The following is a 24,838-nucleotide window of genomic DNA, read 5'->3' on the forward strand; positions in this document are numbered from 1 at the left end:
CCGCCGCGGTCAGGGCGCATGAGTATGCGCCTGCTTACTGCAGGTCGATGACGCCTACGCCGTCTCTGATCTCCACCTTCGTACCAAACGGCTCCGACAGGCGGCGGTACCGATCGAGAATGCGCACGGCATCCTCACCTTGCGCCATCATTGGACGGCCTTCGGTGTTATGATGCTCGCCCTTGCCCGTCCGGCGAGTCTGGTTGGCCTGAGGAGTGGAGTCACGCCCCATCTCGACCGGATGCAGGAGGATGCGCTTCACTTTGTGCTCGTCCATTTCCAGCTGGATGATGGCGGAGCTCCACCAGGTATCGGATGGCGTATCGAGCCCCGGGTGAAGCGGATGTGCAGCCGGCGTGAGCATCGGCAGGCGGTCTACATCATGGCCCCAGGCATCGTAGCTGTCGTATGGCACGCGCTGGATGAATTCGGACTGGGCGAAGAAATTGCCAAGACCATAGAAGATCGGCTTGCCATTGTGGATCTCGATGCCAAGCGTGCGGTGCCATCCGTGCCCAACATAGATATCGGCTCCACCATCGATGACGGCATGGGCAAATTGCCGGACGAACTGCGGGGGAGTGTCGCCGCGCGGACCGTCGGAGACGCTGAAGTGATGTGCGACGATGACAAGATCTGCCATCGCACGTGCCTCGTCGACGGAACGCAGGTTGCGCTCGAGATCGCGCTGATGGCAGCGGCTGATGATCTCGCAGCGATCGCCGACGAAGAAGGAGTCGGGGTCGCCCCATTGCTGTGACCCAGGAATCTGGATGCCGAACGAACCCGGCCGTCCGTGCTTGGGCGCCTTCGCAATGTTGAGCTTCTTCGCGAAGTCCTTGAGGTTCTCGGCCGTCTGTCCATCGACCATGAACTCGAAGTTCAGGCGCTGCGGATTGACGCCGGGCCGGCCCCGCAGCCCACCCTTGGGCAGACTGGCCCACATGAAATGCTGATTGCCCGAGCTGGTGGAGACGAGCGCAACGCGGCCGTTCTTCTTTTCGACATAGCCAGGCCCGCTCGCCAATTCGAGATCGGCCCCGGTACCGGCCGTGACGATGCCGGCGTCCTTCATGTACTTCTTGGTGGCCAGAAGTCCCTCTGGGCCAAAGTCGTAGCTGTGGTTATGAGCCGTCGACATGATATCGAAACCGACCCACTTCAGATCCTTGGCGATCTCGGGGTCCGACATCATGAAGCTGCCGATGCCCTGGCCACGCGCTGGCCATGTGAGTTCGTCGTAATCGGCGAAATTCATCTCGAGGTGGCCGTAAGTGACGTCGGCATCCTTGAGCAGTTCGCCTACCTTCAGGAACTCAGGTTCTTCATGCATTGCAAACGGTCGGCTCAGCATGCACTCGCCCGCCAACGCCACTTTCCAATTGCGCGTTTTCATTCGTCCTCCCCTCGTCTTCTGGACATGCGCGGGGGCTGCCAAAAGCTGGTGGCAGGCGCTGGCCCGCTGGTGATCCGGCAGGCTTGCGCCCGCAGCCTAATATTGTTTCATCCTCCCGCAGCCTGTCGTTCGTCTCGGGCTCGGTTGCAAAGAAGCTAACAAGGCCCACGTGGTGTCACTAGGCGGCCTGACATACTTTCAGTTATGCCGTTTTGTTATGGCCTGCCACGTCGGGAACATCGCAAGATGTGCTCTCGATTGAGCGCTAAGCTGGCCGGAGGAGGTTGCAGAACCCCCGCGCTGCTGCTGAGATCCATTCGTGTCGAATCCCGTGAGCGAGTCCCTGGCGAGCGATCCCGCCATGCCGAGTCCGAGGATGGTCATCGCCACGCTCGGGATCACGCAGATCCTTGCCGGTCGCCGCCAACACTGGATGGTCGCTCGGCTGGGTCGTGCTGCACCGGGCGGTCTGTTCCTGAATCAGCTTTCCGAGCCTTGAGGAGCGAGGGATGATGAGTGAACGCATAGGACGTCATGAGGTTGAGCGCAGCAGGATGGCCAATAACTCGGTTGCCACGAAGAGCGTCGCCATTGGAATGGTCAGGACAGGAGCTTCCTCAGTGGGCGCCGTGGCACTCGGCGCTGTGGCACTTGGCGCATTGGCGATTGGTGCGCTCGCGATCGGACGACTGGTGGTCGGAAGGGCGCGGATCAGCCGCATGGAGATCGATGAGCTTGTGGTTGGGAAGCTTGTTATCCGCGATAGGCAGCTATGATGTATAGGATTGGAATCCAAGCCCGCCATGAGACCGGCCATTGTCGGGCGGATCGGATACGGGAGCCGGTTCGACTACACGGCCATCGGCAGCGTCGTGAACCTCGCCGCGAGGCTCTGCGCGTCAGCAACGGATCGGGAGATCTTGCTGGATATCAAAATCGCCGAAGCCGTGAGCGGCAAGCGCACCCTGATCCCGCTCGGAGCCCGCCCGCTCAAGGGCTACGACGAAGAGATCCCGTGTTCGGCCTATCCTCTGACGAGCGGGCTCACGCCGGCTAGAGCATCGGACCGGAAAGTGGGTCTACTTTTCGCTGGCGCGGACCGCTGGGTCCGCACGATGCGCTAGCTCAAGGTCTCCCAAGACTCAAGCGGGCTCGACCTGGACAGTTGCACTACGGTGAAGGCAGCCTCGCGGCCCTCATCAGCGAAACCGGTGAGACGCTCGTTTCTCCTCTGAACGGTGAATCCATCACCAGGATCAAAGCAATAACCAACCCGATTGCCCCCATGTGGAAGGCGATCAGCGTCATTCCGAAGGCGTCCAGTTTATGGCGCCCGTTCATGATCATTGCGCCGATGATGAACACGGCCATCACCCACCAGAACACCGGAGGCACACTCTTTGTGGCGAACTCGAGTCGGCTCTGGCGCAGATCTTCCAGCTTCTCCACGTAACCTCGTAAAGCACTGGCGGCTGTGGGGTTGCCCGCGGCCACCGTGTTAACCTGTGCTACGAGCAACGCCAAGGCACGATCTGTTTCCTCCGCAAGCGACGGATTATGCTGGGCGAGCAACTCCCACTCTGCGGAGACCGTCGACCTGACATAGTCCTTAACGCGCTCACTCGCGGTTGACGCCTCCTTGGTCCCCAAAGTCTGGAGGTCTCGAACAAGCCGCGCGATGACCGAAGCCTCCCGAAGCTCCGCGTCATCAGCCTTCCCGAGATTGGAGCGGACTTCCGTCAGCACCAGAGCAAGAACGAAGACGGAGAATGCCAGAAGGCTTCCATGGACCACATCGGCCAGCTTGCTGTGGCTCTCGAACGCCTCGTCGTGGGGTGAAAAGAAAAGCCGCCGCGAGATTAGGGCGAGAACAAGGGCGAGACCGGCGGTGCAGACCACTCCGCCGACGAGAATGACCGCATCACTGCTGTTAGCGATCAGCTTGTATAACCAGTCCATGATCTCTGCCGTCTCCGCAATCAGGTGGAGGATGGTGTCCTCATCCGCCCCGTTGTCTTCTCCCGGACGAGTTGCCCATCATGCTCGCCGCCGAAGAATGCTACCTCAAGAACCCGGCTATTCGTGCCAGGTATTTTGATGGTAGCCAATGGGCGGATCGGGCTGTCGTCACGGTACTCGCTTCTGACCGGCTGTAGCGGCGTGTGGTGAAAGCGGGTCTTCGTACCGCGACTATGCCAGCCCACCACACTCCGTTCAACGGCATAACCGACGGCGTGCGGGATCTATGACGGCTTCGAGCCGCAGGAGTGGTGCCGCGACTACTTCAACGCCACTGGCCATGGATTCGTGTGAACGTCCGCTGCTCCAGCGCATCGTGAGGAAAAGTGGATCCGGTTTTCGCTAACGTGGCCCTTCGGGTCGGTGACGCCGACCTCCGGTTCCGCACGATGCGCTAGAGCATCGGACCCATTAGTGGACGCCACTTTGGATCCGATGCTCTGGAGGCGCACGCAAAGGCAGTACTGGGCCAGACCTTCGCATCACACCATTCTCAGCACCGCTCCGACCTGAAGTGCTTCCATGATCCTCACAGCGTAAAGTATTCGCGAGGGTGTGAGTCCGCCGGGCCGGGATTGATGTCGATCACGCTCGGCTTCTGACTGCCTGAAGAAAGCCCATAGAGCTCACGGCCTTGATCATGCGAGCTGGCCGTGAAGTAAAGTCTGCCGTCAAGCGTGGCAAAGTCCGTTGGGGAAGAATCGTCCGTTCCCGGATTGATGTCGACCAGCGTGGGCTTCGTCTTGCCGGAAGAGATCCGGTAGAGTTCGTTGCCATGCTCCTTGGAGTTGGCCGAGAAGTAGAGACTGCCCTTGAAGACGGTCAGGTCGAGTGGGGCGGAGTCGGCCGGTCCTGGGTTGATATCGATCAGGATTGGCTCAGTGCTGCCGCGGGGAAGGCGATAGAGCTCGGTACCATGCTCTTCCGTCGAAGCCGTGAAGTACAGGCTTCCCCGAAAGGCGGTAAGATTGGTCGGAAAGGAATAGGCTTGACCTTGGTTGATATCGATTATGGTCGGCGTCCTGCTTGCACCGTCGAGATAAGAGAGCTCCGTCCCGGTCTCTGCACTGAATCCGGCAAAGTAGAGCTTGCCATCAAACCTCTCGAAGCCGCTAAAGTAGTTGGAGAACGATCCTGCCGGACCAGGGGTCATGTCGATCAGAACGGGCTTCGTGCTGCCGGGGGACAGCCGATACAACTCAGTCCCACTCTGCGGCGTATCTGCGGTGAAATAGAGATGCCCCCTGTACTCCGTGAAGTCTCCGAAGATCCCCGGCATCGAACTCTTCTCGCCGGGATTGATGTCGATCACGGTTGGCTTGCTGCTGTCGGCAGAAAGGCGATAGAGTTCCTCCCCCCGCGCCTCCGTGAAGGCGGTGAAGTAGAGGCCCCCCTTATAAGTCACGAAGTTCTTTGGGTCCGACCCCAAAGTATACGGATCGGGCCCGCTTCGGTCGGGATTGATATCGATCAGAGTCGGCACATTGCTCTCAGAAGAGAGACGATAGAGTTCGGTGCCGTTCGCTGCCGTGGTGGCGGCGAAGTAAAGCTGTCCCTTGTAGACGGTGAAATTGTGCGGATATGAGCTCTCCTGGCCGCGCTCGATGTCGATCAATGTGGGTTTGGAGCTTCCGGGAGAGAGGCGATAAAGCTCATGGCCGTGCCCTGGAGCATAGGCCGAAAAATAGACTTGGCCTTTCAGAGCCGTGAAGCCGGTAGGATCCGATCCCTCCTGACCCGGAACGAGATCGATCAAGGTCGCCCGTGTTCCTCTCTGAGGGAGATAATAGAGCTCTGCTCCGTGCTCTTCCGTAGTCGCGTTGAAGTAAAGCAATTGCTTGGACATAAAATATCCTCCTCAACGAATTGACTGAAATCCCTGATGCCCACAAGGGCTGAAATGGATTGTGGCTTGCTGCGGACGGCACCTCCTAAGATCTTCGCGCTCCTAGAACCGTCGAGGGCTGTGCTCATTGTCGAGCGAACCAGCACATCGGATATGCTCCCACACTCGCTCCGGTTCTTTGAGCCTTCCGTCGGCCAAATCACCCCAAATAGAAAGTCAACAATCCTGAAGCGATCTGTTTTCATGCGCTGGACTGCCGATAAGGCAGGCTTGAAGCCAATGATGGTGCTTGCCGTCCCGGCGAGTCAGGTGAGTCGGTAACGGCTGCGATTTGGATGGATTCCGGTGGTGTCGGAGCCATTCTTGCATCGGGCCTTCAGTGAAGCCCTGTCCGAACTCTTTCACGGATCAAGGATTGCTCTTCAATTCAATGTATCACCGGCCGACTGTTGGGCGCTGATTAGGCGCGCCTTGGGGCGGCACGACGCGCGGTGCCCACCACGCCGTCGACTCCGAGGCTTGCTCCCGGATCACGCCGCCGAAGGCCGGATCCGGCGGCGGCAGTTGCCTGCCCTCGATGGTCATTGTGGCGCCGGGGGAGCCCGGCGTGCCGGCCACCGGCTGGGCCTGGGCGATGGAGATGGTCAGGACGCTGGCGGTGATCAGGGAAAGGGTGAGGGCTGCCGCTTTCATGTCCACGCTCCCATGCTCAATGGGAAGGCTCGCGGGGAAGGCCCGTGGGCGATGCCCCTCCTGCCCCGGACCAGCCGTAAAACTGAACTCTACGCTGAACCTTGGGGGCTGCTTGATCGCGTGGGACATCCGCTTGACAGAACTGGACAGGTGGTCGGCGCTTTAAGGATGTCGGCCGTTGCACGACCGTGGTTGGCTGCCACCAAAGAACATTGCTTCCCAAACGATGGAGCAGTTCGGGCGTTAGCGTCCGTGTCGGTTCAGACCCTGAAGGTTCCCTACCTTCACAAAGGTCCGCTTACGCTGGGCGAGCAGACCGAAGCACTGCTTCCGAGAGGCGCCAGAACCTACTGCTGAGCAAAATGGGCCTGTCGAGTTGCGGTGCGGCTGTCCTTAGTTCGAGTCCATCCCTATGCGCCGAGCTGCCTCTTGGAACAGAACCTCGTCCTCTCGTGCGAACCGCATTGCAGTGAGAAAGTCGCGAACACCATAACGAGGGAGTGTCCTATGAATGGCGGTGAGATACTCACGTGCCTGATCAATCCGCCCGGCCAGGGCTAATGATAATGCCGCAATCGCCAGGATATGAGCATGCGCGTTTGGTCGAGTGGCCGCATCCACGCTCCAGCGCGCGGCTTCTTCGAAGTTGCGCTGACGGACGAGAGCCATGGCCCGGGCGCCAAGCATGCCAAACAGCATCGGGTCGAAGGGGCTGAGACGACGCGACTGATCGGATGCCGCGATAGCCGTGCCTGGATTGCCAACCTGAGAATGGACGAACGCCAGCGTATAATGCCCCTGCGCAAAATTGGGGCTCAGGTCGACACTCGTTTCCAACTCGCGAAACGATTGGTCATAGCTACCGCGCAGCCAAAGTGCCCTGCCCATCGCCCAATGGGCAGCCGGGTCGCGATCATCGACCATGAGGCTTTGTCCGGCTGCCTCAAAGGCGCGGTCGACCTCAGGCTGGCGCTCCGCCCAACCCTGAAACGCCTTCTGGAAATGGGTGAAGGACAACCCAGCATAGGCTCGTGCAAAGGTTGGATCGAGCCCGACGGCTATTTCGAAGAAGCGCTGCGCTTGCTCGTTGTCCATCCTGTTGAACCGGTACATATGCCATAGGCCGCGGTGATGGGCCTCCCAGGCATTCAGTGAATTTGGCGGCTTGAGAATGGCGCGATTGCGCTCCACCGCTTCAACTTCGCTGGCAATCGCGGCCACGATCCTGTCGCCGATTTCGTCCAGGACGAGGAAGGCATCATCAACAGAGTGATTGAAGATTTCAGCCCAGACAATCCGTCCGCTTCGCACCTCCGAGAGCTCCACTTGCACCGTCAGGCGACTGCCATCGCGACGTAGCAATCCGCTGACGACATACTCGACATTCAGCATGCGTCCCGCCTCGTGGGGTGGGATGTTCCTGTCATGCAGAGCAAAAGTCGTCCCCTGTGCAATGACGAACAGACTCCGCAACTTGGCAAGTCGAGTGATGACGTCATGGACGAGAGCGTCGGAGATTCCGCCCCGAAAACATGGTGCGCTGGATTGGTCAGTGAATGGCATAACTGCAATGGAGCCGCGGTGGGGTGCGGCGGGCGAGATCTGCACGACTGCTTTAGCCGCCGGCTCCGAGATGATGGTCGCGTGAGCTGAGAGCGGGCGTGCTGGCTGGGTCCTTGTAGATTGCCAAGCGTGGCGGAGAGGAGCGTTATCCAGACTCTCGGCTTCAAACAGCCGGACGATTGCCTCAAGGTGATCCTTCCCTTCCTGAAAACGCTGCTGCCGGGCAAGGACCTGGAGAAGACGCACATGAACCCGCTCGTCCAGTGGGGAGAGCAAGGCCCAGCGGTTCAAGTAATCGAGAGCCTCATCATCAGCGAGGCGCTCAACAAGATGTTCCAGAACATGTATCTGGAAGCTTCGGATGCGACGACGTTGTGCCACGAGCCAGGTGTTGAAGTTCGGGCTGCGATCCAGTTCCAAGCCCTCAAGAAACTCGTCTCCGAAACCGTCAGCGATTCCGCGCAATTGCTCCAAGGAATGGGCGGCGATACCCAAATCTGCGGCTCGGAGCATCTGCAAGGCGTCGACCTGGCATCCATCCAGATCAAGCGCTACAGCATCCGCTTCAGTCCTCACCCTGCACTTTCCGGGCTCATTGACGAGGCGGCGGATCTTGCTGAGGCACCAGCGCAGTTCCCCTCTGGGATCGTTCGGGACGTCCCATAGCAACTCGCAAAGGTGGCTTCGCGTCACGGCATTTGCGGAAAGTGCCAAATAGGCGAACAAGGCCCGCACCTTACGTGATGCCGGCAGCGCTATTGAGACATCGTTGCGCGATATGGTCAAAGGCCCAAGCATCCGCACCACGTAGGACGCGGAACCTCGGAGATCCCCCGAGATGGACGATTCCACGGCCGTTTCCACGCTGCCTACCACGTTCACCTCCACGGGCGGCTGCTACGGTCTCTTCCATGGGGCCTTAAGCCTTCCGGCTCGCCAGAACCAAAGGCCGGCTCGTCAACACCCAGGGAGGCCGGTCATGGCTGATGCCGCTGTCACGATAAACCAGGACCCACAATCCGTCCAACCAGACCTGAATGCTCTCAAAGCCCGCCAGCAGAGTGCCTGGTCGTCCGGAGACTATGCTGTCGTTGGAACCACTCTCCAGATCGTGGGCGAGGAGCTTTGCGAGGCGCTCGACCTTCGCGCAGGTCAACAGGTGCTCGATGTGGCTGCAGGCAACGGAAACGTCTCGCTTGCGGCCGCGCGCAGGTGGTGTGATGTCGTTGCTACGGATTACGTGCCTTCTCTCCTCGATCGGGCACGGGAGAGGGCTCAAGCCGAGGGTCTACCCATCGCCTTCCAGGAGGCGGATGCAGAAGCTCTTCCGTTTGCGGATGAGAGCTTTGATGTGGTGGTTTCCACCTTCGGTGTCATGTTCACTCCAGACCAGGATCAGGCCGCATCGGAACTGCTCCGAGTGTGCAAACGCGGAGGCAGGATCGGGCTCGCGAACTGGACACCGGACGGCTTCATCGGTCAGCTGTTCAAGACGGTTGGCAAGTACATGCCCCCTCCGGCGGGAGTGCGACCGCCCTCTCTCTGGGGCAACCGTGAACGCCTTGATGAGCTGTTCGGCCGGCAAGCCGCGTCGATCCAAGCCAATGAGAGGCACTTTGTATTCCGCTACCGGTCGCCTGAGCACTGGTTGGATGTATTCCGGAACTATTATGGACCGGTTCTCAAGATCTTTGCGGCGCTTGCACCTGATGCCCGAGGAGCTCTCGAGAAAGACCTGCTGCACTTAACCGCGGAGTTCAATCGCTCAGGCGACGACACTATGGTTGTTCCCAGCAAATACCTTGAAGTGGTGATCATTCGTTAGTTCCAAGCTTGGCATTTAATTCCGGAGCAAGGAGCGGAATCTCGGGTCAAAACCGCGCAATTGCTACAATCAGGAAGGTCAGCTTAGACAGTCTAAGCTGACCTAGATGCTATGTCCGAGAAGTGCCATTTGACGACATTCCCGGCCAACGGCGTGCCCCAGGTCAGATCGTCGTCAATGTAACATCCGTGCGGAGGGCTTATGCCGAAGGCTCGCTAGGAACCAGTCTCTTCACGCTTTGCCCTAGAGGAGTAAAATGACCCACTTTGCGGATGACCGCGAGGACGTTTGAAAACTGGTCCGTCTCATGAGGAGGAGCTCGTCATGTCACGACAAGCTGGAGGTCCGGATGACCAAAGCCCGGCTGCGACAAATCCCGAGCCTCAAAGCCGTTACGATTGGTCGGTCGCAAGGGGAACCCTGACATCACCTTCGGTAGCGCGGAACCGCGATCCGATCCTGACCCTCCTGCGTCGGTTCCTTCCCAAGATCGGAACCGTTCTCGAGATTGCCAGCGGGACAGGTGAGCATGCCGTCCACTTCGCCGCCGCATTCCCGCACCTGCAATGGCAGCCGACCGATTATGACCAGCAGGCTCTCAGCAGTATCGCTGCCCATCATGCCGCCTCGGGTTTGTCCAATCTTCTTCCTCCCCTCCTGCTCGATGCCGCGGCTCCGGAATGGTCTGTCGAGCGGGCCGATGCCCTCGTGGCCATCAACATGGTCCATGTTTCTCCCTGGCGTGTGACCCAGGGACTGATGGCAGGGGCAGGTCGGTTACTTCCCTCTGGAGGCGTCCTCTACCTCTACGGGGCGTACAAGGAGAATGGCGCGCATACTGCTCCGAGCAATGAAGCCTTTGACCAGGACCTCAGACTCCGAAATCCAGAGTGGGGTGTACGCGACGTGGGTGAGGTAGCGGACCTCGCCAGAGCCCACGGGCTCGGCCTTGTTGAGCGGGTTCCGATGCCCGCCAACAATCTGAGCCTTATCTTCCGGCGCTGACGTTTCCTGGTTCGAGGCGGTAGAAAGCCGATTACGTCGAGGCTATTCCCATGTTGAGGCCTTTCACAACTGAGCGGCTAATTATCCATCAGTTGCAGATTCAGGATGCTCCGGAACTCACCTGCATCACTGACACTCCGGCCGTCAGCCAGTGGATGGCGTTCATGGAAGGCGGCTTCCCGCTGGAAAAGGCCGAAGCCCTGATTGCCGATCAGGATCGGACGAGGGAGTATTTCTTCTCTGTTCGGCTTACTGACGGAACGTTGATTGGAGCCATGGGAGTCATCGATCATGCGGACGGGACGATCGAGGTCGGCTACTGGTTCGGCATCGACTACCAGGGCAAGGGCTACGCGTCTGAAGCGCTTCGGGGGACGCTGGCGCAGATCGCCGCTAATCCTACGCTGGCACCTCGTCCAATCTTTGCCGAATGTCGACCCGACAATGCCGCCTCCATCCGGCTGCTGACCAAGACCGGCTTCTACGCCACGGGGCGCCCTGGGCCCCGGCCCAACCGGATCGAGTTCAGGCTTCGATGACGGCGCTCGTGTGAGCATGAAGGCAGTCCTGCAATTCGCGAAACGGGAATTCAGGACCCCGGTAGACGCAACCTATGTTGGAACAGCTCGAGTCAGCTCCGGGTCGTGCAAGGAAATTGCTGACCTCTCATAAATGTCCGGTGTGCCCGCATTATACGGACATTCGGTCGGCTTCCGCCCCATGCCCATAAGCGCCATTCTAGGACCAGCCCCAGATGCCGCGCTGCCATCATCGCCCCCTTTCATGAGTGATAGTTGTGGACGTGGGCTGTTCGGAAGCGCACATTTGGCTGCGCGATCCGGGGCAATCGTCTGCATCATTCAACAGGAGACGCCTAACGGAGGACAGAGCCATGCACGCCGTGATCAGAACCTATTCGGGTGAAGGGGCCAAGGAACTCTTCGATCTGCTGGAGACGCGCAAGTCCGATGTCGAGAGCCTGATACGGACGGTCAAGGGATTTGTCGGTTACTCCCTGATCCGCACTGGCGAGGGCGGCGTCTCCGTCACGGTCTGTCAGGACAAGGCGGGCACGGATGAGAGTATGCAAAGAGCCAAGGAATGGATCGGCAAGAATGCGTCGGACATTGGCGTGAGTGCACCGAAAGTGTCGGAAGGTCCAGTCATTCTCCAACTGAAATAGTTGAAGCGGCTACGCGATACCCACACGTCGCGTCACACATCCGGGGAGCTGGACGTGGAGGTTGGCAAGTGGGTTTCCAATCGGCCGATGACTGCGGGCATTCGGGAACGCTGACGGGCTTGGCCATCGTCGCAACTGCCTTAGGAGATGACCAAGACGCCCGCTCATCGCGTCGTCATCCTTGAACGTTACTGGAGGGGCGGGACGGCGAGGATGTCGATGTCGAGGGAGCGCAGGACCTCCTCGGCCACGCTCCCCAGGAGCGCCTTGGCGATGCCCGAGCGGCCGTGCGTCCCCATGATCAGGACATCGGACTTCAGTTGCGCCACAACCCTGGCGATCACCGCGAACGGCGCCCCCTCCTCGATGCGCATCGACCGCCCGGGTGCATCGAGCCCGTTCGCGTCCAGGAACGCGGTCAGCTCCTTGCTGGCCCGGTCACGCTCGTCGGCCACATACCCGTCAATGCTGTCCTGGCTGAGCCCGGCATAGACCAGCTTTCCTTTCGCCAGCGGCTCGAAGGCATGGACGAGCGCAAGCCGGGTCGCGCCGGGCAATCCCAGGGACATGCCAACCCTGATGGCATTCGCGGACGGGTCGGACATGTCGACGGCGGCCAGGGCCGTCCGGTAGGGCTGCTCCACCTCCCGATTCACCATCAGGACCGGGACCGGACCCGTGCGGATCACGCGCTCGATGGTCGTTCCGACAAAGATATCGCGCAGGAGCTGCTTGCGGTGGGTTCCCATAACGACGAGGTCCGCCCGCGCTGATGCGGCGGCGCGCAGGATGCCGTCGAACGGGTCACCCTCCACGATGAGGGCGCGCGACGGGAGGCCGCGCAGCTCAGCGATCGCACCGATCTGCTCGCCCAGAATCCGCTCGGCCTCGCGGCGTTCGAGCGCGACCAGATCCGGCGGCTGGTCATCGTCCACGACGTGCACGAGGGTGAGCTCGGCGCCGCTGTCCTGTGCCAGCAGGCCGGCGCGCCGCAAGGCCCGTTGCGACCGGGTCGAGAAGTCCGTTGCCGCGAGAATATGCATGGGTTCATCTCCCGTGAGTCGGATGGCCCGACCTTTCGTTCATGTCCATTGCAGGGGCGCCAAGCGTGGCCTCACGGCGGCCAAGGTTGAAGCCTCACAGCCTCGACAAGGCGCGAGGAACCGACCACGTCGATTGCCACGATCACCATCAATCGTCGTTCTATTTGGGACGGTGTCATCATATCACCGCCGGTTATGGGTGTGGCGCATCAATCTCGGGGCCTGAAGAACAATAGCTCAGTGCCACCTTCACGACGACCTTTTATCGGACCAGGGAGCGAATACAGGCACCATAATGTCAGCCAGGAGGCAAATTCTCACGCTCCGATCACCAACGGGCGTCAACTTCTAGGCGGCAAGAGCGTCCTGTGGGCGGGCATGCGCATCCACCGCGTGAGCCGCGACCAGAGGATCGGATTCGGTTATTCCTCGAAGCTCAATGCCGAATGGGAGTTCCTCACCATGCTGCGGGACAAGGCACGCCAGGCCGCAAAGGATTTCCTGGCTACGGACGCACGGACCATCTGGACGCGCTTCCCCCTCGCCATCGACTGGCTGCCCGAGAGCGTGTGACCCGTGGGCCTCCTCATCTGGCTCGCGTTCCGCGGCTGGAGCGTGCTGCTGCTCGCAAGCTGGACGCAGATCTTCATGGGCAGTGCCGCGCGCTTCCTTCAGCAAGTTCATGAACGACAGCGGCTCGGTCACGGCGATCGCTGACGTCATGACGGCCCGGCTCGGCAGGGATCGGACTATTCTCGCGGTCGTGCCGGGTCCGACGGCCTACCACCGGCCTCTGCGGCGGACCCAATGGCCGGACACCCAGACCCAGCGGCCGCGGCGGGGGAGGCCCTCCCGGACGGGTGGGGCGCGGCGGACGACGTTCGGGACGGGGCTGGGCGTCCGCGTCGGTCGATACGATCGTGCCGAGCGGGATAGACACCGCCGCGCCGAGCAATCCGGTCAGCCTGCCCGGATGGAATCCCACGTTGGCTTTGGCCTCATCCAGATGGCAGGCCTATGTGAGCAACCAGCGGCGTCTCCCGCGATCGCGCCCGCTCCGAAACAGCTATCTGTCGTGCCCTACAAGGGGCCACTCGTGAAAATGCCCTGACCTACAACAGATCTCCCGGTCCGGACATATTGCTCCGATCTTGCAATGCGATCCGATGAAGCCGCTAGCGACCGATAACGCGGTCGACCTTCTCGAGAGGATCGAGGAATCGTCATCCCGACCATGCGCTGGATCAGCCTGATCTCCTCCTGCAAATCGATGAGGCGCTGAAGCAATTCGGCATCCGTCATTTGCCCGATTGAGCACTCGTCACATTGCCCTAGAGCCCGGATTTTCTTCAGGATGGCTGGGCCGATGGACGGCGTTGAGAGCCATTGAGCATCAGTGATCTTAGCCACCTCTTGCAGGTTGGGACAGCGCCCTTCAAACTCGTTGCGGATTGCACATTGCAGCCTTGGCGAAAACTGGCTTAGGGGAAAAGGTTCATCCAGCGACATGTGTTCTGTTCCCAGCTCAAGAGAGCCTGTATCGCAAGTTCTGATCGTGTCTCCCCGAAGGCAGAATAAAGGCCAAGCTTAGGCATTCTCGCCCAACTATACTTTTGGGTGCGGAGCCGTTCGATCGAGCTCAGCGTCGATGCGGGGTGGGCAGAGAAGCGGTCGCCACCCGCGGATCTGTGCGTCAGAGCAAAAGCGTGGCGGATCTTCGAAGAGGCGCCAATGGCCGACACCTGCCTTAAAGTTGGCGGTCCAAAACCCCACAGGCTCTGGGCGCTCGGGTGGTGTCTCGTCCTCGATCAACCAGAGGATGACGGGCGTGCCGTCACGCGGCGCAGCGCTCATCAGGGACCAGCCCTCTCCAGATTCGTTCTCACCATGGCGCGCCGGATCTTACGGACTACTGCGGCGTTTGTATCACCTATGGATTTCACGCGTTGGCGACCAAAAAGCGCTCCTGCCCCTGGACGTCGTGCCCGGATCGGTGACAGCAACGCTGAGATCGACCGCTTCGAGAATCACGCTGCCGCTATCCTGGTCCTTGCGCTCACGCTGTCCGGCGTGAGCTATGCGATCCTGATGCAGGTCCTGTGCTGAGACCCTCCGGCTCACTCTTACCGCTCAAACGGGCTTCCAGGGCCGCGGATCCGACCGTCTTGCCTGCCTCTTGCGATTATGGACCACGGCGGCCGATCCGAGCACCAGTGCACCACCCACACAACCTGAGATCAATTGCGGGATGAAGTGCGCGAGCAAGTCTCGGGAGGGAAGCCCCGTGTGATCATGCAGAAGATGGTACGCCGTGGCCATCATCATGCCCAGCACGCCTCCGAGAACGACCACTATGGCAGTACTCCACCGATCCACTGACGCGGGTCTCATCTTGGTTCTTCCTCATCAACGCGCGACTGATCCCCTTGCACAACGTTGATTGATAAACCGGAAGAAGCCGTCGGCGAACTGCGAAGGTTGGTTAGTACCGATAGCTCGCACGGCGACCGCAGGAGCGCCACCGCTCTTCCTTATGCGCGCCGCTTGCTCCTATTTTGCGCGACTATGCAGCGGTCGCTATGCCCCCAATAGAGGCCGACGGCCTCTAAACCTAATCCGTGATGACCTGGATAATCTTGCGGTTCTCGGGATCGACGACCGCGATCGCATTGCCTGCCCGAAAGAACTTGTACCGCGTTACGCTCGGCACTTCCGTTACCGTATCCTGGGGCAGGCTCCACAATTCCACTTCGTCCGGAACGACGGATCCGACCGCGATGGGCGCGCCGGCCTGTGCCTCCGGCATCTTCTCCCGCTGCAAGTGCTGCCTGATGGTCGCCTGCTTGTCCGGCGGCAGCAGCACCGGTGCGGTTTCAACCGGCGTGCCGCCTGTCTGCGCCAGTGCCACCTGCGCCATGAGCATGGCGGCGACAAGGATCACGCCGGAACGCGCGATCACGGCCCGCGCCTGTCCTCGTCACGCAGGCTGTCCTTCAGCCCGCCGACCGCATTCTGGATCCGGCCCTCGGCCTGATCCATCTTGCCCTCGGCGCGCAGCTTGCTGTCGCCAAACATCCGTCCGAAGAACTCCTTCACGCGTCCACTCAAGGTCTTGGCGCTTCCTTCGATACGATCTTGATCCATGTTGTCTCTCCTGCAAAAACTCGATCTGGAAACGTATGGCGGGCGGTGCCGTTCCGCCGTGCGGCGTCGTGCTCTTAACAGCTCCACACTCCTGCCGCATGGAGCCTCTAGGACCTCCGGCCCATCAGAAGAGCGCAAGGAGGTTGACCGATGCGCACCTACAACCTATTCCGGCGCAAGGATGAAGCGGATCTGTACTGTGCTGTCCCCGAGAACGTCCCCGTCCCGGTCTTCGTGACGGAGGAGCTATGGGAATATGCCCGCTCGCTCGACATCGGCACCCTGTCCGGGTTCGACGCCGAGGCCGCCCATGTTTCTGCGGAAGCCAACGGCTTCTACCTGTTTCATTCGGCATCCTAGACGGGATTTCCATGACCGGTCCCTGTCCTGCCTGCGGAAGGCATAAAAAGGGCGACAGATTTCGTCCGGCAAGCCGACGAGACATCTTGAGCAGACGTGGCGGAGGGAGATCGTCTCCCTTCGCCGTTCGTTGCCTGTTCGATGACTTCAATCACACAGCGGGTTTCAGGCTCAACCAGCACAACTTCATCTCCGATCACCACATACCGATAGCTGCGAAGCTCCGGCGCCTCCGTGATGATGGTCTGCGGAACGACCATGATCTCGACGTCCTCTGGCGGCGTCACGCCTTCGCGGATCTCGATCTTGGTGGATGAGGCCTGGCGCTTAGATCCAGTGGTCTCCATCGAGGTCTTGAACCTCTCGCGCTGCTCGCTGCTTAGGCTGGTCGATGCCGACTTGCGCGCTTCACCCGACTTGTGGATCACCTCTACGATCTTCTTCATCCTTGGCTCGACGATCGCGATCTCATCGCGCACCACTACATACTGGCAGTTCCGTACTGCGGCATGATGCGGAAGAGTTCCGCGGACAGTGGCGCAGGACGAGTCTCGTCCGTAGATCCTTATGTGCCCCCGAGGGGAAGCGGAAGTAAAACCACACGGCATGCGAGATCACTTCAGCCGGGAAGCACCGGCGGGTATTGCGAGGGAGACGGGGCGACGTCACCCTCTACATTGCCCCTACCCGGCACCCTCCGATGAGCCTGATGGTACTCCCCCAGAACCGTTCACCTGCCGCACTCGAGACACGAACCTGTGATCCTCTCGTTGGTATCAGCCTTGTGAGTAGCGTCGAGCCGCACCTCGATCAAGAACGGCGGCCTTGTGGCTGATGTCTCCATCAGGGGCGTTATGTGGGCAACCGTGGGCCCACGGTCTCTCGGGAGGTTGAAATGCCGGCTCCAATCACAATCAGGTACGACCTTGACTCAGGAACGCTCGTTCAGCGGGGGAGTCAAAGCTCCGGTGCATCGGGGGCGGCCGAGCAGGACAATTTCCTCGGAAGCCTGATTGCGTTGTCGGATGCGACCTTCGCGGCAGGGGACACTCAGCTAACTATCAATGTCGAATTCGTTGATCGGGAAAGCGGCGTCAAGCAATCCCTGCGGCTGAAGGACCTGGGTGTCGGTTCGCCCTACAATCCCTCATCATTTGTGGGCACCACACTCGGGGAGCCGCCCCCGGCCGTATTCCCAAACAATCATAAGTTCGCGCCCGGATTGAGCTTCGGCGGCCCGAACCTTCCTGCCGGTGCGGAGCTTACTGTAGGTATGACACTCACAGGGGTGCTGGGTGCAGCCCTTCCTCCCCCGACTATGACGGCAAACCCCATCACTGATTTTGCCGCACCTAATATTGTTTCATCAGACCCGAACGCCTTTGAGTACGTGATGCTGCCCGACCTTGTCGACGGGAACCAGGAAGCTACGTTCAGCGGGTTCACGTTTACCCTCACAGCCGCTCTTCCGGTGGGCGTGTCCAGTTTCTCGCTGGATCAGATGCAATTCAACCTGGGCAGCGCCCAGGTTGACTTACTTCGGGACGCCCTGCCCTTGCATGACATCCGCTTTGGCACTGACGCCCGAAACAACTTCACAGCCGCGGACGCGCCGGCAATTTTCTTTGGTGAGGGCGGCAACGACAGTCTCACAGGCGGCAGGTTCGCCGATATTCTCTTTGGGCAGGAGGGTCATGATCGACTGTCAGGCGGCTTTGCCAACGACCGCCTGTTCGGCGGCGATGGTAACGACCGGATCAACGGCGGGGGAGACGATGACGAGATCCGGTGCGGGACAGGCAATGACCGAGCCGATGGTGACGCAGGCGATGATCGGCTCTTTGGGGGCTCAGGCCATGATCGCCTGAATGGTGGTGAGGGCGATGACCGGCTGCGAGGAGACAGCGGAAATGATCGCCTCGATGGCGGACTGGGTGCGGACGTTCTGACAGGTGGGTCAGGCTTCGACCGGTTTACCTTCAGCACAGCCCTGAGCCCAGAGAATGTCGACACGATCAACGACCTCCGGGGCTCTGATACGATTGTACTGGACAACGATGTGTTCACGGGCTTGGCCGCCGGGGTGCTGCGGGGCAGCGCGTTCCGTGTGGGCACGGCCGCTGCCGACGGCAGCGACCGGATTATCTACGACACGGTCTCGGGTGCCTTGTATTTTGACCCCGATGGTGTTGGAGGGGCAGGCCAGACCCATTTTGCAACGATTGCCGGAAGCCCCAACAATGTCGCCGCAAGAGACTTCCTGGTAATCCTGTAAAGTGGGAATCGACCTGTTGCGGGTGTGCTCGTCCAAAGTCCTGAGAGACGTGTGGTCTCTCAGGACATGGAACAAACGCCGGTTGAACTCCGTCGCAAATCGGGAATGGAGACGAGAAGGGATAACGTGTTTGCAGAGAACTCGTGCGACTAACAGAGCAAAGTGCTCGGCGAGGGATAGCGGCCGCTTACAGGTATGCTTCTCCTATCGTTTCCACATCGTGTGGATCATCTCGATGTTGCCTAGGATCACACGAGCCATGGTTGCGCAAGTGATGGCGCCGCTTTGAGGCCGATGGAAAAGCGCCTGGTGGATCATAGCCGTCGTCCCAACCGTTTGGCGCCCAGAAAGCTGGGATGTGTTCGCCTGATCAGATGCGCCGCAAACGGCTTGTGTCATTACCCACGCTGGCAAACGAAGGATCATGACCTCATTGGACGACAGCTTCGCGCAGGATCGGTGGGCTATTGTCGGACAAGCGGGGAGGAATCACGTAGGAACCTGCGACGAGGTGTTTGGACCTCTTCCACCTTCGATGTGAGTGCTCAGCCGCCCGCAATCCGCCGCGCGAGATCGATCATATGCGCCTCTGCCCGATATTTTCACCTCGTATCGTGCTCGCTCTCATAGGGCTTATCCTCGGTGCACCCGTTCGGGCCCAACCACAAACTGATTTCTATATCACAAGCCGCGCGTGCCTTGCCGCTGGCCTCCTCTCTCCCGCCGAGTGCCGTAATGCTTTTGCCAATGCGGAGGCCGAATTCGAGGACAGTGTCCCGGTCTTTGATGAGCAGTCCGCATGCGAGCGCCATTTTCCCCGCTGCACCATAAGTTTTGCCACACCTTCCGACCCCACCGCTCTTCGCTTTAGCCCAGCGATGAAGGGGATACAGGTGACCGTGAATTCAAAGGATCGGACAGTGGTTCCGGTTCTCGGCGGCAGCCATCCGGCAATCCAATTCAGCGCTCGCACGGTCCTGGAACGCCGGGACACCCGCTCGCCGACCCGATACCAGGAAGCACAAACCCGGTGGGCGGCCGCACAGAGGCCTCAGGAGCAGCCGACGAGCGATCCGTCGACGTGGGCCCTCAGAGGCAGGGTCGATATCGGCCGAGACGATGCCCCGGCGCAACCGTCGTCCCCGCCTCTGGCAACAAAACTTCTCGAGTGGTGCCAGCAGTTCTGTGAAGCGATTACGATGCGAGCTGATCGAAGCCACGAATCGTCGCCGGCGCATCCCGGACTTTTCGCTCCTCATCTCGACACCGTTGCGCAATTCGGCGACCCCCTGGCAACTCGTCACTTTCGCCCGCTGGCAGGAACACGCCGGATCGTCCCACCCCGCTTCGTTCACGCGTCAGAGGGATGAGCGGGTCGCCGACGAGCAAGGTTGGTCTCACATCGAACCAACACTCCCTGATCGTGTCCTACCGCCTGACGCCTGCGAGGCAGATTTCACTCGCAAGCCGGCAAGCAAGATCACTTCAGGACCAACGCATAGCGTGCAGTGGGAGGCGAACCGCTGGCAAGCCGGACAACCCGGGGGCGCCCTGAGTCGAATAGTTCCACTATGCGTTTCAGCAACTCTCTGGTCCGAGGATTCATGACGAGGCCACCTGCGGTGTCGAGCGAGTTTGCCGGGGCTTAGCTCGTCGCCCCCAAGTCTTGCCAGTTTCCAGGGTGGTCACAATCCGCCATTTCAAAAATCTCAGGAGCAATGGCTCTCAGGGCTAGAGTGTCCTCGGCACACTTGTCGACCTCTGGGTGGGCTGAGACCTTCAACGAGAGATCGAAAGCGATCTCGTCGATATCAGCGGCGCCGCTTCGTCCTTGTCCTTCCGCGGCGTTGACCAGGATGACCGCCTTTTGGGCATTCCCTAACAATAGCGCTGGGGTGCACTGACAAGTATGGAATCAGGCACCCTCTTGAGCCCTCACTTCGTAGGGCGCGCCGCTGCCGCGCCGGCGGCTGCATATCCATCGACAGAACCGGCATCGCCTGTGCTGTAGCGTTGGATAACGGCAGCTGTGCGCTGCCCATCACCTGGGATATGATTGTTCATGACGTAGGGCGGCCAGGGATCGGCCGTATGAACCGTCTTGTTCCACGCCTGCGCATCGCCTGCCCGGAGGGTGATCGTATCGCGATGCTCCAGATAATCGACACATCCTCCAAGCACCGACAGCATCAGAAAGCCAGCTGACGCCTGAATCCAACGCCTAGTGTTTGACGACTTTTCTGCTGACATTTCGCTTTCCAGATTTGAGCTCGACGATGTGACCATAGGGACCGATCACTCCGGCACCGTCAGCGAATCGCTTCTGCGTGTCACTGTCGATCTCCATGGCACCGAGAAGGAAGAACTCCGGGTCATTGCTAGGCTTGGCGCCATCAAGTCGCGTGCGTATCGGCTGGCCTGGCTTCGCAGGCCTCACCAGATGTGGGGTCACGATGATCACCAGGTCGGTCTCTTCCTCCTGAAAGGAGGAGGAACTGAAAAGCGTGCCGATAATTGGCAACTGACCGAGCCAGGGGATCTGCTCGCGATTCTTGGTGTGGACGCTCTGCAGGAGCCCGGCCATGGCGAAGCTCTGTCCGTCTCGCACCTCGATCGATGTGCTGGCACGCCGGGTGATGAAGCCAGGAATCGAAATCGCTCCCGTGCTCACCCTGATCGACTCGTCGACCTGACTGACTTCGGGCTCAAGCTTGAGATTGATCAAGCCGTTATCGAGCACCACCGGGGTGAAGTTCAGGCGGACGCCGTATTCCTTGTAAGTCACAGTGATGTTGTTGTCGTCAGAGGCAACCGGGATCGGAACCTCGCCGCCGGCCAGGAAGCTTGCCTTCTCGCCGGACAGCGCAATGAGATTGGGCTCCGCCAGGCGGCGGGCGAGACCCTTGTCCTCAAGTGCCTGGACTAGAATATCCGCGCTGATGCCTCCTCCGAGAACCTGCGCCAGAACGGTCCCAAATGGGACGCTTCCACTAGGAAGAAGCGGATTGAAGCTGATGACTCCGCTGTTCGAGGTGGGGAGGAAGCCGCCTGTCGTGACCCCGCGTCCGCTCTTGTCATTGGCACGGCGGGCCGACCAGCTGACGCCGAGTTCGCGGCCCGCATTCCGGTTCGCCTCGATGAAGCGTACCTCTAGCAAGACCTGCTGGCCGCCTGTGACGCGTAAAGCATTGATGACTCCATCAGATCCATACTGTTCCGCAATCTCAAGCGCCTTGCGTAACATGATGGCGTCAGGAACCGTGCCGCTCAGCCGAAGTCGGCCATTGACCGTTTCGACCTTGATATTCGCCTTGGGGATGGCCTCTTGGATCGCCATAGCAAGATCGGGCGTATCTGCGCCGACTTCCACATTGACGATGCCCAACAGTTGGTCGCTTCCGTCATAGACGGCGACATTGGTACGCCCTTCCGTCTTTCCCAAAACGTAGAAGGAGCGTCCGGTGAGCGGAACGGCAGTCGCAATATCAGAATTTCCGACAACGACGCGCCCGACATCGGACACAGTCGTGGCGGTCAGGAACTGTCCCTGGGCAACGTTGATCTCGCCGGTGGCCCGCCCCTTGTTGAATCGCAGCAGCTTTTCTTGCGCCTGTGCAGAGAAGGTCGGCAGGACGAGCAATCCAGCAACCATCGTGAACACGATCCCGCTCAGCGCAGCACGAAGGCGCGCAAGGCCATAGTTCACTCGCATCTTGGAAAGCCCGCCCCTGCCGGTATTCGTGTTCTCTAGGTCACCTCCCAGGAAATACTTCCTCGATCAGCTGACCTAGACGTCAATATATGAAAGACCATCATGGTTAACGTCACGTAAAGGACTGTTCGACTAAGTTACGTAGAACAGGTTTTCCAATCTCCTCGCGATGACGATGCGCGGCGGGACATCTGGAGGCAAGTTCTGGTGCACTTCGTGGCCCTGGCTGGCGCCGAAAGCGGCATACAAGGCCTGCAAATGGCCGAGCAAGCATGGGCCTCGTGGAGAATCAACGAGATTCCGGATCACCCGGAACAAAATGACGTGGGGGCAGATGGCGATGAGATTGATTGGACGGACCGCCGCGATTGGTCTGCTTGTCTGTGCTGTTCCCTTGCTTGGAGCCTGCAATAGCACCGGTGGCACTCTCTCGGCCTTCGGCAACGGTGCAGCCGAATTGGCTCTGCCGGACTCGGTCGATCCCTACCCTGATGGAGAAGTTCTCCAAGTCGCTCAGCTGCAGTTTTCCGAGGGCAATTATGGCCACGCGGCCCGCTACTACGAGCGCGCTGTCGAAATTTCGCCCAATGATCCGGAGGCCTGGCTCGGTCTTGCCGCCTCCTACGATCGTGTTCGTCGGTTCGATCTCTCAGACCGCGCCTATCGGGAGGCTGGTCGATTGATTGGCGATCGAGCGGAGTATTACAATAATGTCGGCTATTCGTTCTTGCTCCGGGGCGACCCGGTCAAAGCCCGTGCAAACTTTCTAAAAGCTCACGAGATCGATCCGACAAGCGTCACCGTCAACAATAATCTCGAACTCCTGCGTGACGGCTTGAGAAAGTCCCGGTAGAACTGCGAGTTGCAGGTTCGAAAGTAGTCCCCTCGGAGCATCCCCTCGGCAGCACGTTGGCATCCGCCCGGCCTGCTCCAAGCTCATAGACCATTTGGCTGAAGCACGGCCGCTCAAGGCTCTAGGCCATCAGGCTGAATGGACTGTTCCTGCGTCCCATTCTCTTATCAAGACGACACACCCGTATGGGCTTGTGGGGGGCTGTATCGGAGATGCAGCTGTTCAATGGACTAGTCGAGGAGAGAATACCATGAAGTCCCTTGCGACCCGCTTCATCAAGAATGAATCCGGCGCCACTGCCATCGAGTATGGCCTCATCGCAGGCCTGATGGCAGTCTTGGTTATTACTGCAATATCAACGTTCGGCAATGGGCTCAAGGAGACGTTCACTGAGCTTGGAGGCAAACTTTCCTCCACAGCGACGGAGGTGAAGAACAGCACCGGAACCGGTGGAACTGGTGGAACGGGCGGAACTGGCACACCTTAGCTAATCGTGGCCGAGGTAGATGCAGAGGGGCGCACCCCCTCTGCTCTGGCCAAAGTCAGGCGCTGATTATCCATCCACGCGCAATAACGTCATGACGATTTCCGCCCTGTTTTCGCTGGCAGCCAGCCTGTGCTTCGTGTCCGCGACGCTCTGGGCCGGTGCCATGGATCTGACGACGATGAAGATCCGGAATGAACTTGTTCTGTTTCTTCTCGGCGCCTATGCCGCTTTCGCTCCCCTTGCGGGTTTCGGAGCGGTTGAGATCGGCCTCAATGCCGCCGCCGCTCTGGCCGTCCTGGCCGGGATGTTCATCTTCTTCGGCCTCGGCTGGATCGGTGGCGGCGATGCCAAGCTGGCCGCTGTCGTCGTGCTGTGGCTCGGGGCGGATCGGGCCTTGCCCTTTGCCTTGTACATGGCCGTCGCCGGGAGCGTGCTGACGCTTCTGCTGCTTCAGTTCCGTGCGATAGCGCTGCCGGCAGGGTTTCGCCGCATCCCATGGGTGACGCAGCTTCACGCCCGCAATTCGGGCGTGCCCTACGGCGTCGCGATTGCGGTAGCGGCGCTGCTGATTTTTCCAGGGACGCCCTGGCTGAAGGCTCTGTCATAGACCGGCTCTCAGCAGATCATGGCGGGCCATCGGCATCCGACCACAGACGAGGCTTTGAACCATGCTGCGTGTCTTCATTCTGATCGTTGCCATCGGTGCAGGTAGTCTTGCGGGCTGGCTCGCTCTGTCGATGCAGCCCGGCGTCGCCGTTACCACAATCGAGACACCCTCTCCTCCTCAACAGATGACGGAGGTCCTGGTCGCAGCCGCCGACTTGGAGCAAGGGAGGCTCCTGGACGAAAAGGGTGTTCGCTGGCAATCCTGGCCCCTCAGCGCCGTCAGCTCTGGATTTGTAACTCGAACCGCGCAGCCCGAGGCAGTCAAAAAAATGGCGGGCATGATGGTGCGAAGCCACTTCATCTCCGGCGAACCGATCCGGGAGGACAAACTGTCCCGTGGATCAAATCTGCTCGCGGCCATGCTGTCGCCAGGCAGGCGCGCGGTTGCGATCAGGATTTCCGTGGAAAGCACGGCCGGCGGCTTCATCCTTCCCAATGACAGGGTTGACGTGATCCAGACTGTTGCACGCCCTGGTCAGGGGCAAACCGAGAACCTGAGCCGCACCCTTCTCACCAACATTCGAGTCCTTGCCGTCGACCAGAAGGTTGATGAAACCAAAGGCCAAGCGGTGGTCGGCAAGACGGCAACCCTGGAGCTCAGCCCGGATCAGGCCGAGGCGATCGCAGCGGGGCAGGCTGCGGGTATTCTCTCTTTGGCGCTACGCTCGTCCTCCGACAATTCGGAAGAGCCGACGCTTCAGCGTCCGAGCAATGTGTCCGTGCGCTTCCTACGCGCCGGACAGAGCGAAATCGTGAAATTCTGAAGGA

28 protein-coding genes and 2 pseudogenes are annotated in these 24,838 nt (G+C 60.0%); 18 read left to right on the forward strand and 12 right to left on the reverse strand.

The window, feature by feature from the left end; translation table 11 throughout:
* Positions 1–34: 34 nt before the first annotated feature.
* Complete coding sequence (locus tag JO965_RS15175; RefSeq protein ID WP_203439711.1) at positions 35–1,396, reverse strand: CapA family protein; 1,362 nt, start codon at positions 1,394–1,396, stop codon at positions 35–37.
* A 319-nt stretch (positions 1,397–1,715) separates the two neighbouring features.
* Here JO965_RS15175 and JO965_RS15180 point away from each other — a divergent pair, with 319 nt between their 5' ends.
* Genes JO965_RS15180 through JO965_RS47920 form a run of 3 tightly spaced genes read left to right on the forward strand, consistent with a single transcriptional unit; the run spans position 1,716 to position 2,520 of the window.
* Positions 1,716–1,895: a hypothetical protein gene (locus tag JO965_RS15180; protein ID WP_203439712.1), complete on the forward strand. Its 180-nt coding sequence runs from the start codon at positions 1,716–1,718 to the stop codon at positions 1,893–1,895.
* A gap of 10 nt (positions 1,896–1,905) precedes the next feature.
* Complete coding sequence (locus tag JO965_RS15185) at positions 1,906–2,172, forward strand: hypothetical protein (protein WP_246776569.1); 267 nt, start codon at positions 1,906–1,908, stop codon at positions 2,170–2,172.
* 27 nt (positions 2,173–2,199) lie between these two features.
* A complete protein-coding gene (locus JO965_RS47920; protein ID WP_371826791.1) occupies positions 2,200–2,520 on the forward strand; it encodes a hypothetical protein in 321 nt (106 codons plus the stop codon).
* Between the two features lie 46 nt (positions 2,521–2,566).
* Here JO965_RS47920 and JO965_RS15195 read toward each other — a convergent pair whose 3' ends face one another.
* From JO965_RS15195 to JO965_RS49360, 4 genes and pseudogenes are all read right to left on the reverse strand, one after another.
* Positions 2,567–3,355, reverse strand: coding sequence for a DUF4239 domain-containing protein (locus JO965_RS15195; protein WP_203439713.1), 789 nt, complete (start codon positions 3,353–3,355; stop codon positions 2,567–2,569).
* Between the two features lie 589 nt (positions 3,356–3,944).
* Complete coding sequence (locus JO965_RS15200; protein WP_203439714.1) at positions 3,945–5,261, reverse strand: hypothetical protein; 1,317 nt, start codon at positions 5,259–5,261, stop codon at positions 3,945–3,947.
* A 459-nt stretch (positions 5,262–5,720) separates the two neighbouring features.
* Positions 5,721–5,954, reverse strand: a pseudogene (locus JO965_RS15205) (hypothetical protein); the annotation flags it as partial.
* A gap of 393 nt (positions 5,955–6,347) precedes the next feature.
* A complete protein-coding gene (locus JO965_RS49360) occupies positions 6,348–7,346 on the reverse strand; it encodes a hypothetical protein (protein WP_371826792.1) in 999 nt (332 codons plus the stop codon).
* Positions 7,347–7,646: 300 nt separating this feature from the next.
* Between JO965_RS49360 and JO965_RS49365 the strand changes: the two genes are divergently transcribed.
* The 5 genes from JO965_RS49365 to JO965_RS15230 all read left to right on the forward strand — a co-directional run bounded on the left by JO965_RS49365 (position 7,647) and on the right by JO965_RS15230 (position 11,530).
* Entirely contained in the window at positions 7,647–8,183 is a 537-nt protein-coding gene (locus tag JO965_RS49365) for a hypothetical protein (RefSeq protein ID WP_371826793.1), read from the forward strand.
* A gap of 313 nt (positions 8,184–8,496) precedes the next feature.
* Positions 8,497–9,342 carry a class I SAM-dependent methyltransferase gene (locus JO965_RS15215; protein ID WP_203439715.1) on the forward strand — a complete coding sequence of 282 codons (846 nt, stop codon included), beginning with the start codon at positions 8,497–8,499 and terminating at the stop codon, positions 9,340–9,342.
* Positions 9,343–9,666: 324 nt separating this feature from the next.
* Positions 9,667–10,347, forward strand: coding sequence for a DUF938 domain-containing protein (locus JO965_RS15220; protein WP_203439716.1), 681 nt, complete (start codon positions 9,667–9,669; stop codon positions 10,345–10,347).
* Between the two features lie 50 nt (positions 10,348–10,397).
* Positions 10,398–10,886, forward strand: a complete 489-nt coding sequence (locus JO965_RS15225) for a GNAT family N-acetyltransferase (protein ID WP_203439717.1) — start codon at positions 10,398–10,400, stop codon at positions 10,884–10,886.
* Positions 10,887–11,239: 353 nt separating this feature from the next.
* On the forward strand, positions 11,240–11,530 hold the full coding sequence (locus JO965_RS15230) for a hypothetical protein (RefSeq protein ID WP_203439718.1): 291 nt from the start codon (positions 11,240–11,242) through the stop codon (positions 11,528–11,530).
* Between the two features lie 188 nt (positions 11,531–11,718).
* Here the strand turns inward: JO965_RS15230 and JO965_RS15235 are convergent, their stop codons facing one another.
* Positions 11,719–12,573 carry a universal stress protein gene (locus tag JO965_RS15235; protein WP_203439719.1) on the reverse strand — a complete coding sequence of 285 codons (855 nt, stop codon included), beginning with the start codon at positions 12,571–12,573 and terminating at the stop codon, positions 11,719–11,721.
* A 378-nt stretch (positions 12,574–12,951) separates the two neighbouring features.
* Between JO965_RS15235 and JO965_RS15240 the strand changes: the two genes are divergently transcribed.
* Positions 12,952–13,146 carry a hypothetical protein gene (locus tag JO965_RS15240; RefSeq protein WP_203439720.1) on the forward strand — a complete coding sequence of 65 codons (195 nt, stop codon included), beginning with the start codon at positions 12,952–12,954 and terminating at the stop codon, positions 13,144–13,146.
* A 3-nt stretch (positions 13,147–13,149) separates the two neighbouring features.
* Positions 13,150–13,339: pseudogene (locus JO965_RS15245) on the forward strand (GntP family permease); the annotation flags it as partial.
* 314 nt (positions 13,340–13,653) lie between these two features.
* Here the strand turns inward: JO965_RS15245 and JO965_RS15250 are convergent.
* Positions 13,654–14,082 carry a hypothetical protein gene (locus JO965_RS15250; RefSeq protein ID WP_203444354.1) on the reverse strand — a complete coding sequence of 143 codons (429 nt, stop codon included), beginning with the start codon at positions 14,080–14,082 and terminating at the stop codon, positions 13,654–13,656.
* A gap of 222 nt (positions 14,083–14,304) precedes the next feature.
* Here JO965_RS15250 and JO965_RS15255 point away from each other — a divergent pair, with 222 nt between their 5' ends.
* Positions 14,305–14,679, forward strand: a complete 375-nt coding sequence (locus tag JO965_RS15255) for a hypothetical protein (RefSeq protein WP_203439721.1) — start codon at positions 14,305–14,307, stop codon at positions 14,677–14,679.
* A gap of 505 nt (positions 14,680–15,184) precedes the next feature.
* On the opposite strand, the gene JO965_RS15260 is transcribed toward JO965_RS15255, so the two are convergent.
* Both JO965_RS15260 and JO965_RS15265 read right to left on the reverse strand, forming a co-directional pair.
* Entirely contained in the window at positions 15,185–15,532 is a 348-nt protein-coding gene (locus JO965_RS15260) for a DUF1236 domain-containing protein (RefSeq protein ID WP_203439722.1), read from the reverse strand.
* Positions 15,529–15,717, reverse strand: coding sequence for a CsbD family protein (locus JO965_RS15265; RefSeq protein WP_203439723.1), 189 nt, complete (start codon positions 15,715–15,717; stop codon positions 15,529–15,531). Before JO965_RS15265 ends, JO965_RS15260 begins: the two co-directional genes overlap by 4 nt.
* 150 nt (positions 15,718–15,867) lie before the next feature.
* On the opposite strand from JO965_RS15265, the gene JO965_RS15270 reads away from it, so the two are divergent.
* Entirely contained in the window at positions 15,868–16,077 is a 210-nt protein-coding gene (locus tag JO965_RS15270; protein ID WP_203439724.1) for a hypothetical protein, read from the forward strand.
* Here JO965_RS15270 and JO965_RS15275 read toward each other — a convergent pair.
* Positions 16,074–16,523 (reverse strand): DUF1236 domain-containing protein, encoded by a 450-nt coding sequence (locus JO965_RS15275; protein WP_203439725.1) that lies wholly within the window; start codon positions 16,521–16,523, stop codon positions 16,074–16,076. The genes JO965_RS15270 and JO965_RS15275 overlap by 4 nt on opposite strands.
* Before the next feature lie 449 nt (positions 16,524–16,972).
* Between JO965_RS15275 and JO965_RS15280 the strand changes: the two genes are divergently transcribed.
* Complete coding sequence (locus tag JO965_RS15280) at positions 16,973–18,352, forward strand: calcium-binding protein (RefSeq protein WP_203439726.1); 1,380 nt, start codon at positions 16,973–16,975, stop codon at positions 18,350–18,352.
* Between the two features lie 581 nt (positions 18,353–18,933).
* The gene (locus JO965_RS49370) at positions 18,934–19,722 is read left to right on the forward strand and encodes a DUF1190 domain-containing protein (protein WP_203439727.1); all 789 of its coding nucleotides are present in this window, start codon (positions 18,934–18,936) and stop codon (positions 19,720–19,722) included.
* A 565-nt stretch (positions 19,723–20,287) separates the two neighbouring features.
* On the opposite strand, the gene JO965_RS15290 is transcribed toward JO965_RS49370, so the two are convergent.
* Complete coding sequence (locus JO965_RS15290; RefSeq protein WP_203439728.1) at positions 20,288–20,542, reverse strand: hypothetical protein; 255 nt, start codon at positions 20,540–20,542, stop codon at positions 20,288–20,290.
* Positions 20,543–20,573: 31 nt separating this feature from the next.
* Positions 20,574–22,064 (reverse strand): type II and III secretion system protein family protein, encoded by a 1,491-nt coding sequence (locus JO965_RS15295; RefSeq protein ID WP_203439729.1) that lies wholly within the window; start codon positions 22,062–22,064, stop codon positions 20,574–20,576.
* A gap of 340 nt (positions 22,065–22,404) precedes the next feature.
* Here JO965_RS15295 and JO965_RS15300 point away from each other — a divergent pair, with 340 nt between their 5' ends.
* The 4 genes from JO965_RS15300 to cpaB all read left to right on the forward strand — a co-directional run bounded on the left by JO965_RS15300 (position 22,405) and on the right by cpaB (position 24,834).
* Positions 22,405–22,917: a lipopolysaccharide assembly protein LapB gene (locus JO965_RS15300; protein ID WP_203439730.1), complete on the forward strand. Its 513-nt coding sequence runs from the start codon at positions 22,405–22,407 to the stop codon at positions 22,915–22,917.
* 250 nt (positions 22,918–23,167) lie between these two features.
* On the forward strand, positions 23,168–23,404 hold the full coding sequence (locus JO965_RS15305) for a Flp family type IVb pilin (RefSeq protein ID WP_203439731.1): 237 nt from the start codon (positions 23,168–23,170) through the stop codon (positions 23,402–23,404).
* 91 nt (positions 23,405–23,495) lie between these two features.
* Positions 23,496–24,011 carry a prepilin peptidase gene (locus JO965_RS15310; protein WP_203439732.1) on the forward strand — a complete coding sequence of 172 codons (516 nt, stop codon included), beginning with the start codon at positions 23,496–23,498 and terminating at the stop codon, positions 24,009–24,011.
* A gap of 61 nt (positions 24,012–24,072) precedes the next feature.
* On the forward strand, positions 24,073–24,834 hold the full coding sequence (gene cpaB / locus JO965_RS15315) for a Flp pilus assembly protein CpaB (protein WP_203439733.1): 762 nt from the start codon (positions 24,073–24,075) through the stop codon (positions 24,832–24,834).
* Positions 24,835–24,838 lie beyond the last annotated feature (4 nt).

Origin of the sequence: Microvirga sp. VF16 (assembly GCF_016864375.1) — a bacterium.
Classification (GTDB): domain Bacteria; phylum Pseudomonadota; class Alphaproteobacteria; order Rhizobiales; family Beijerinckiaceae; genus Microvirga.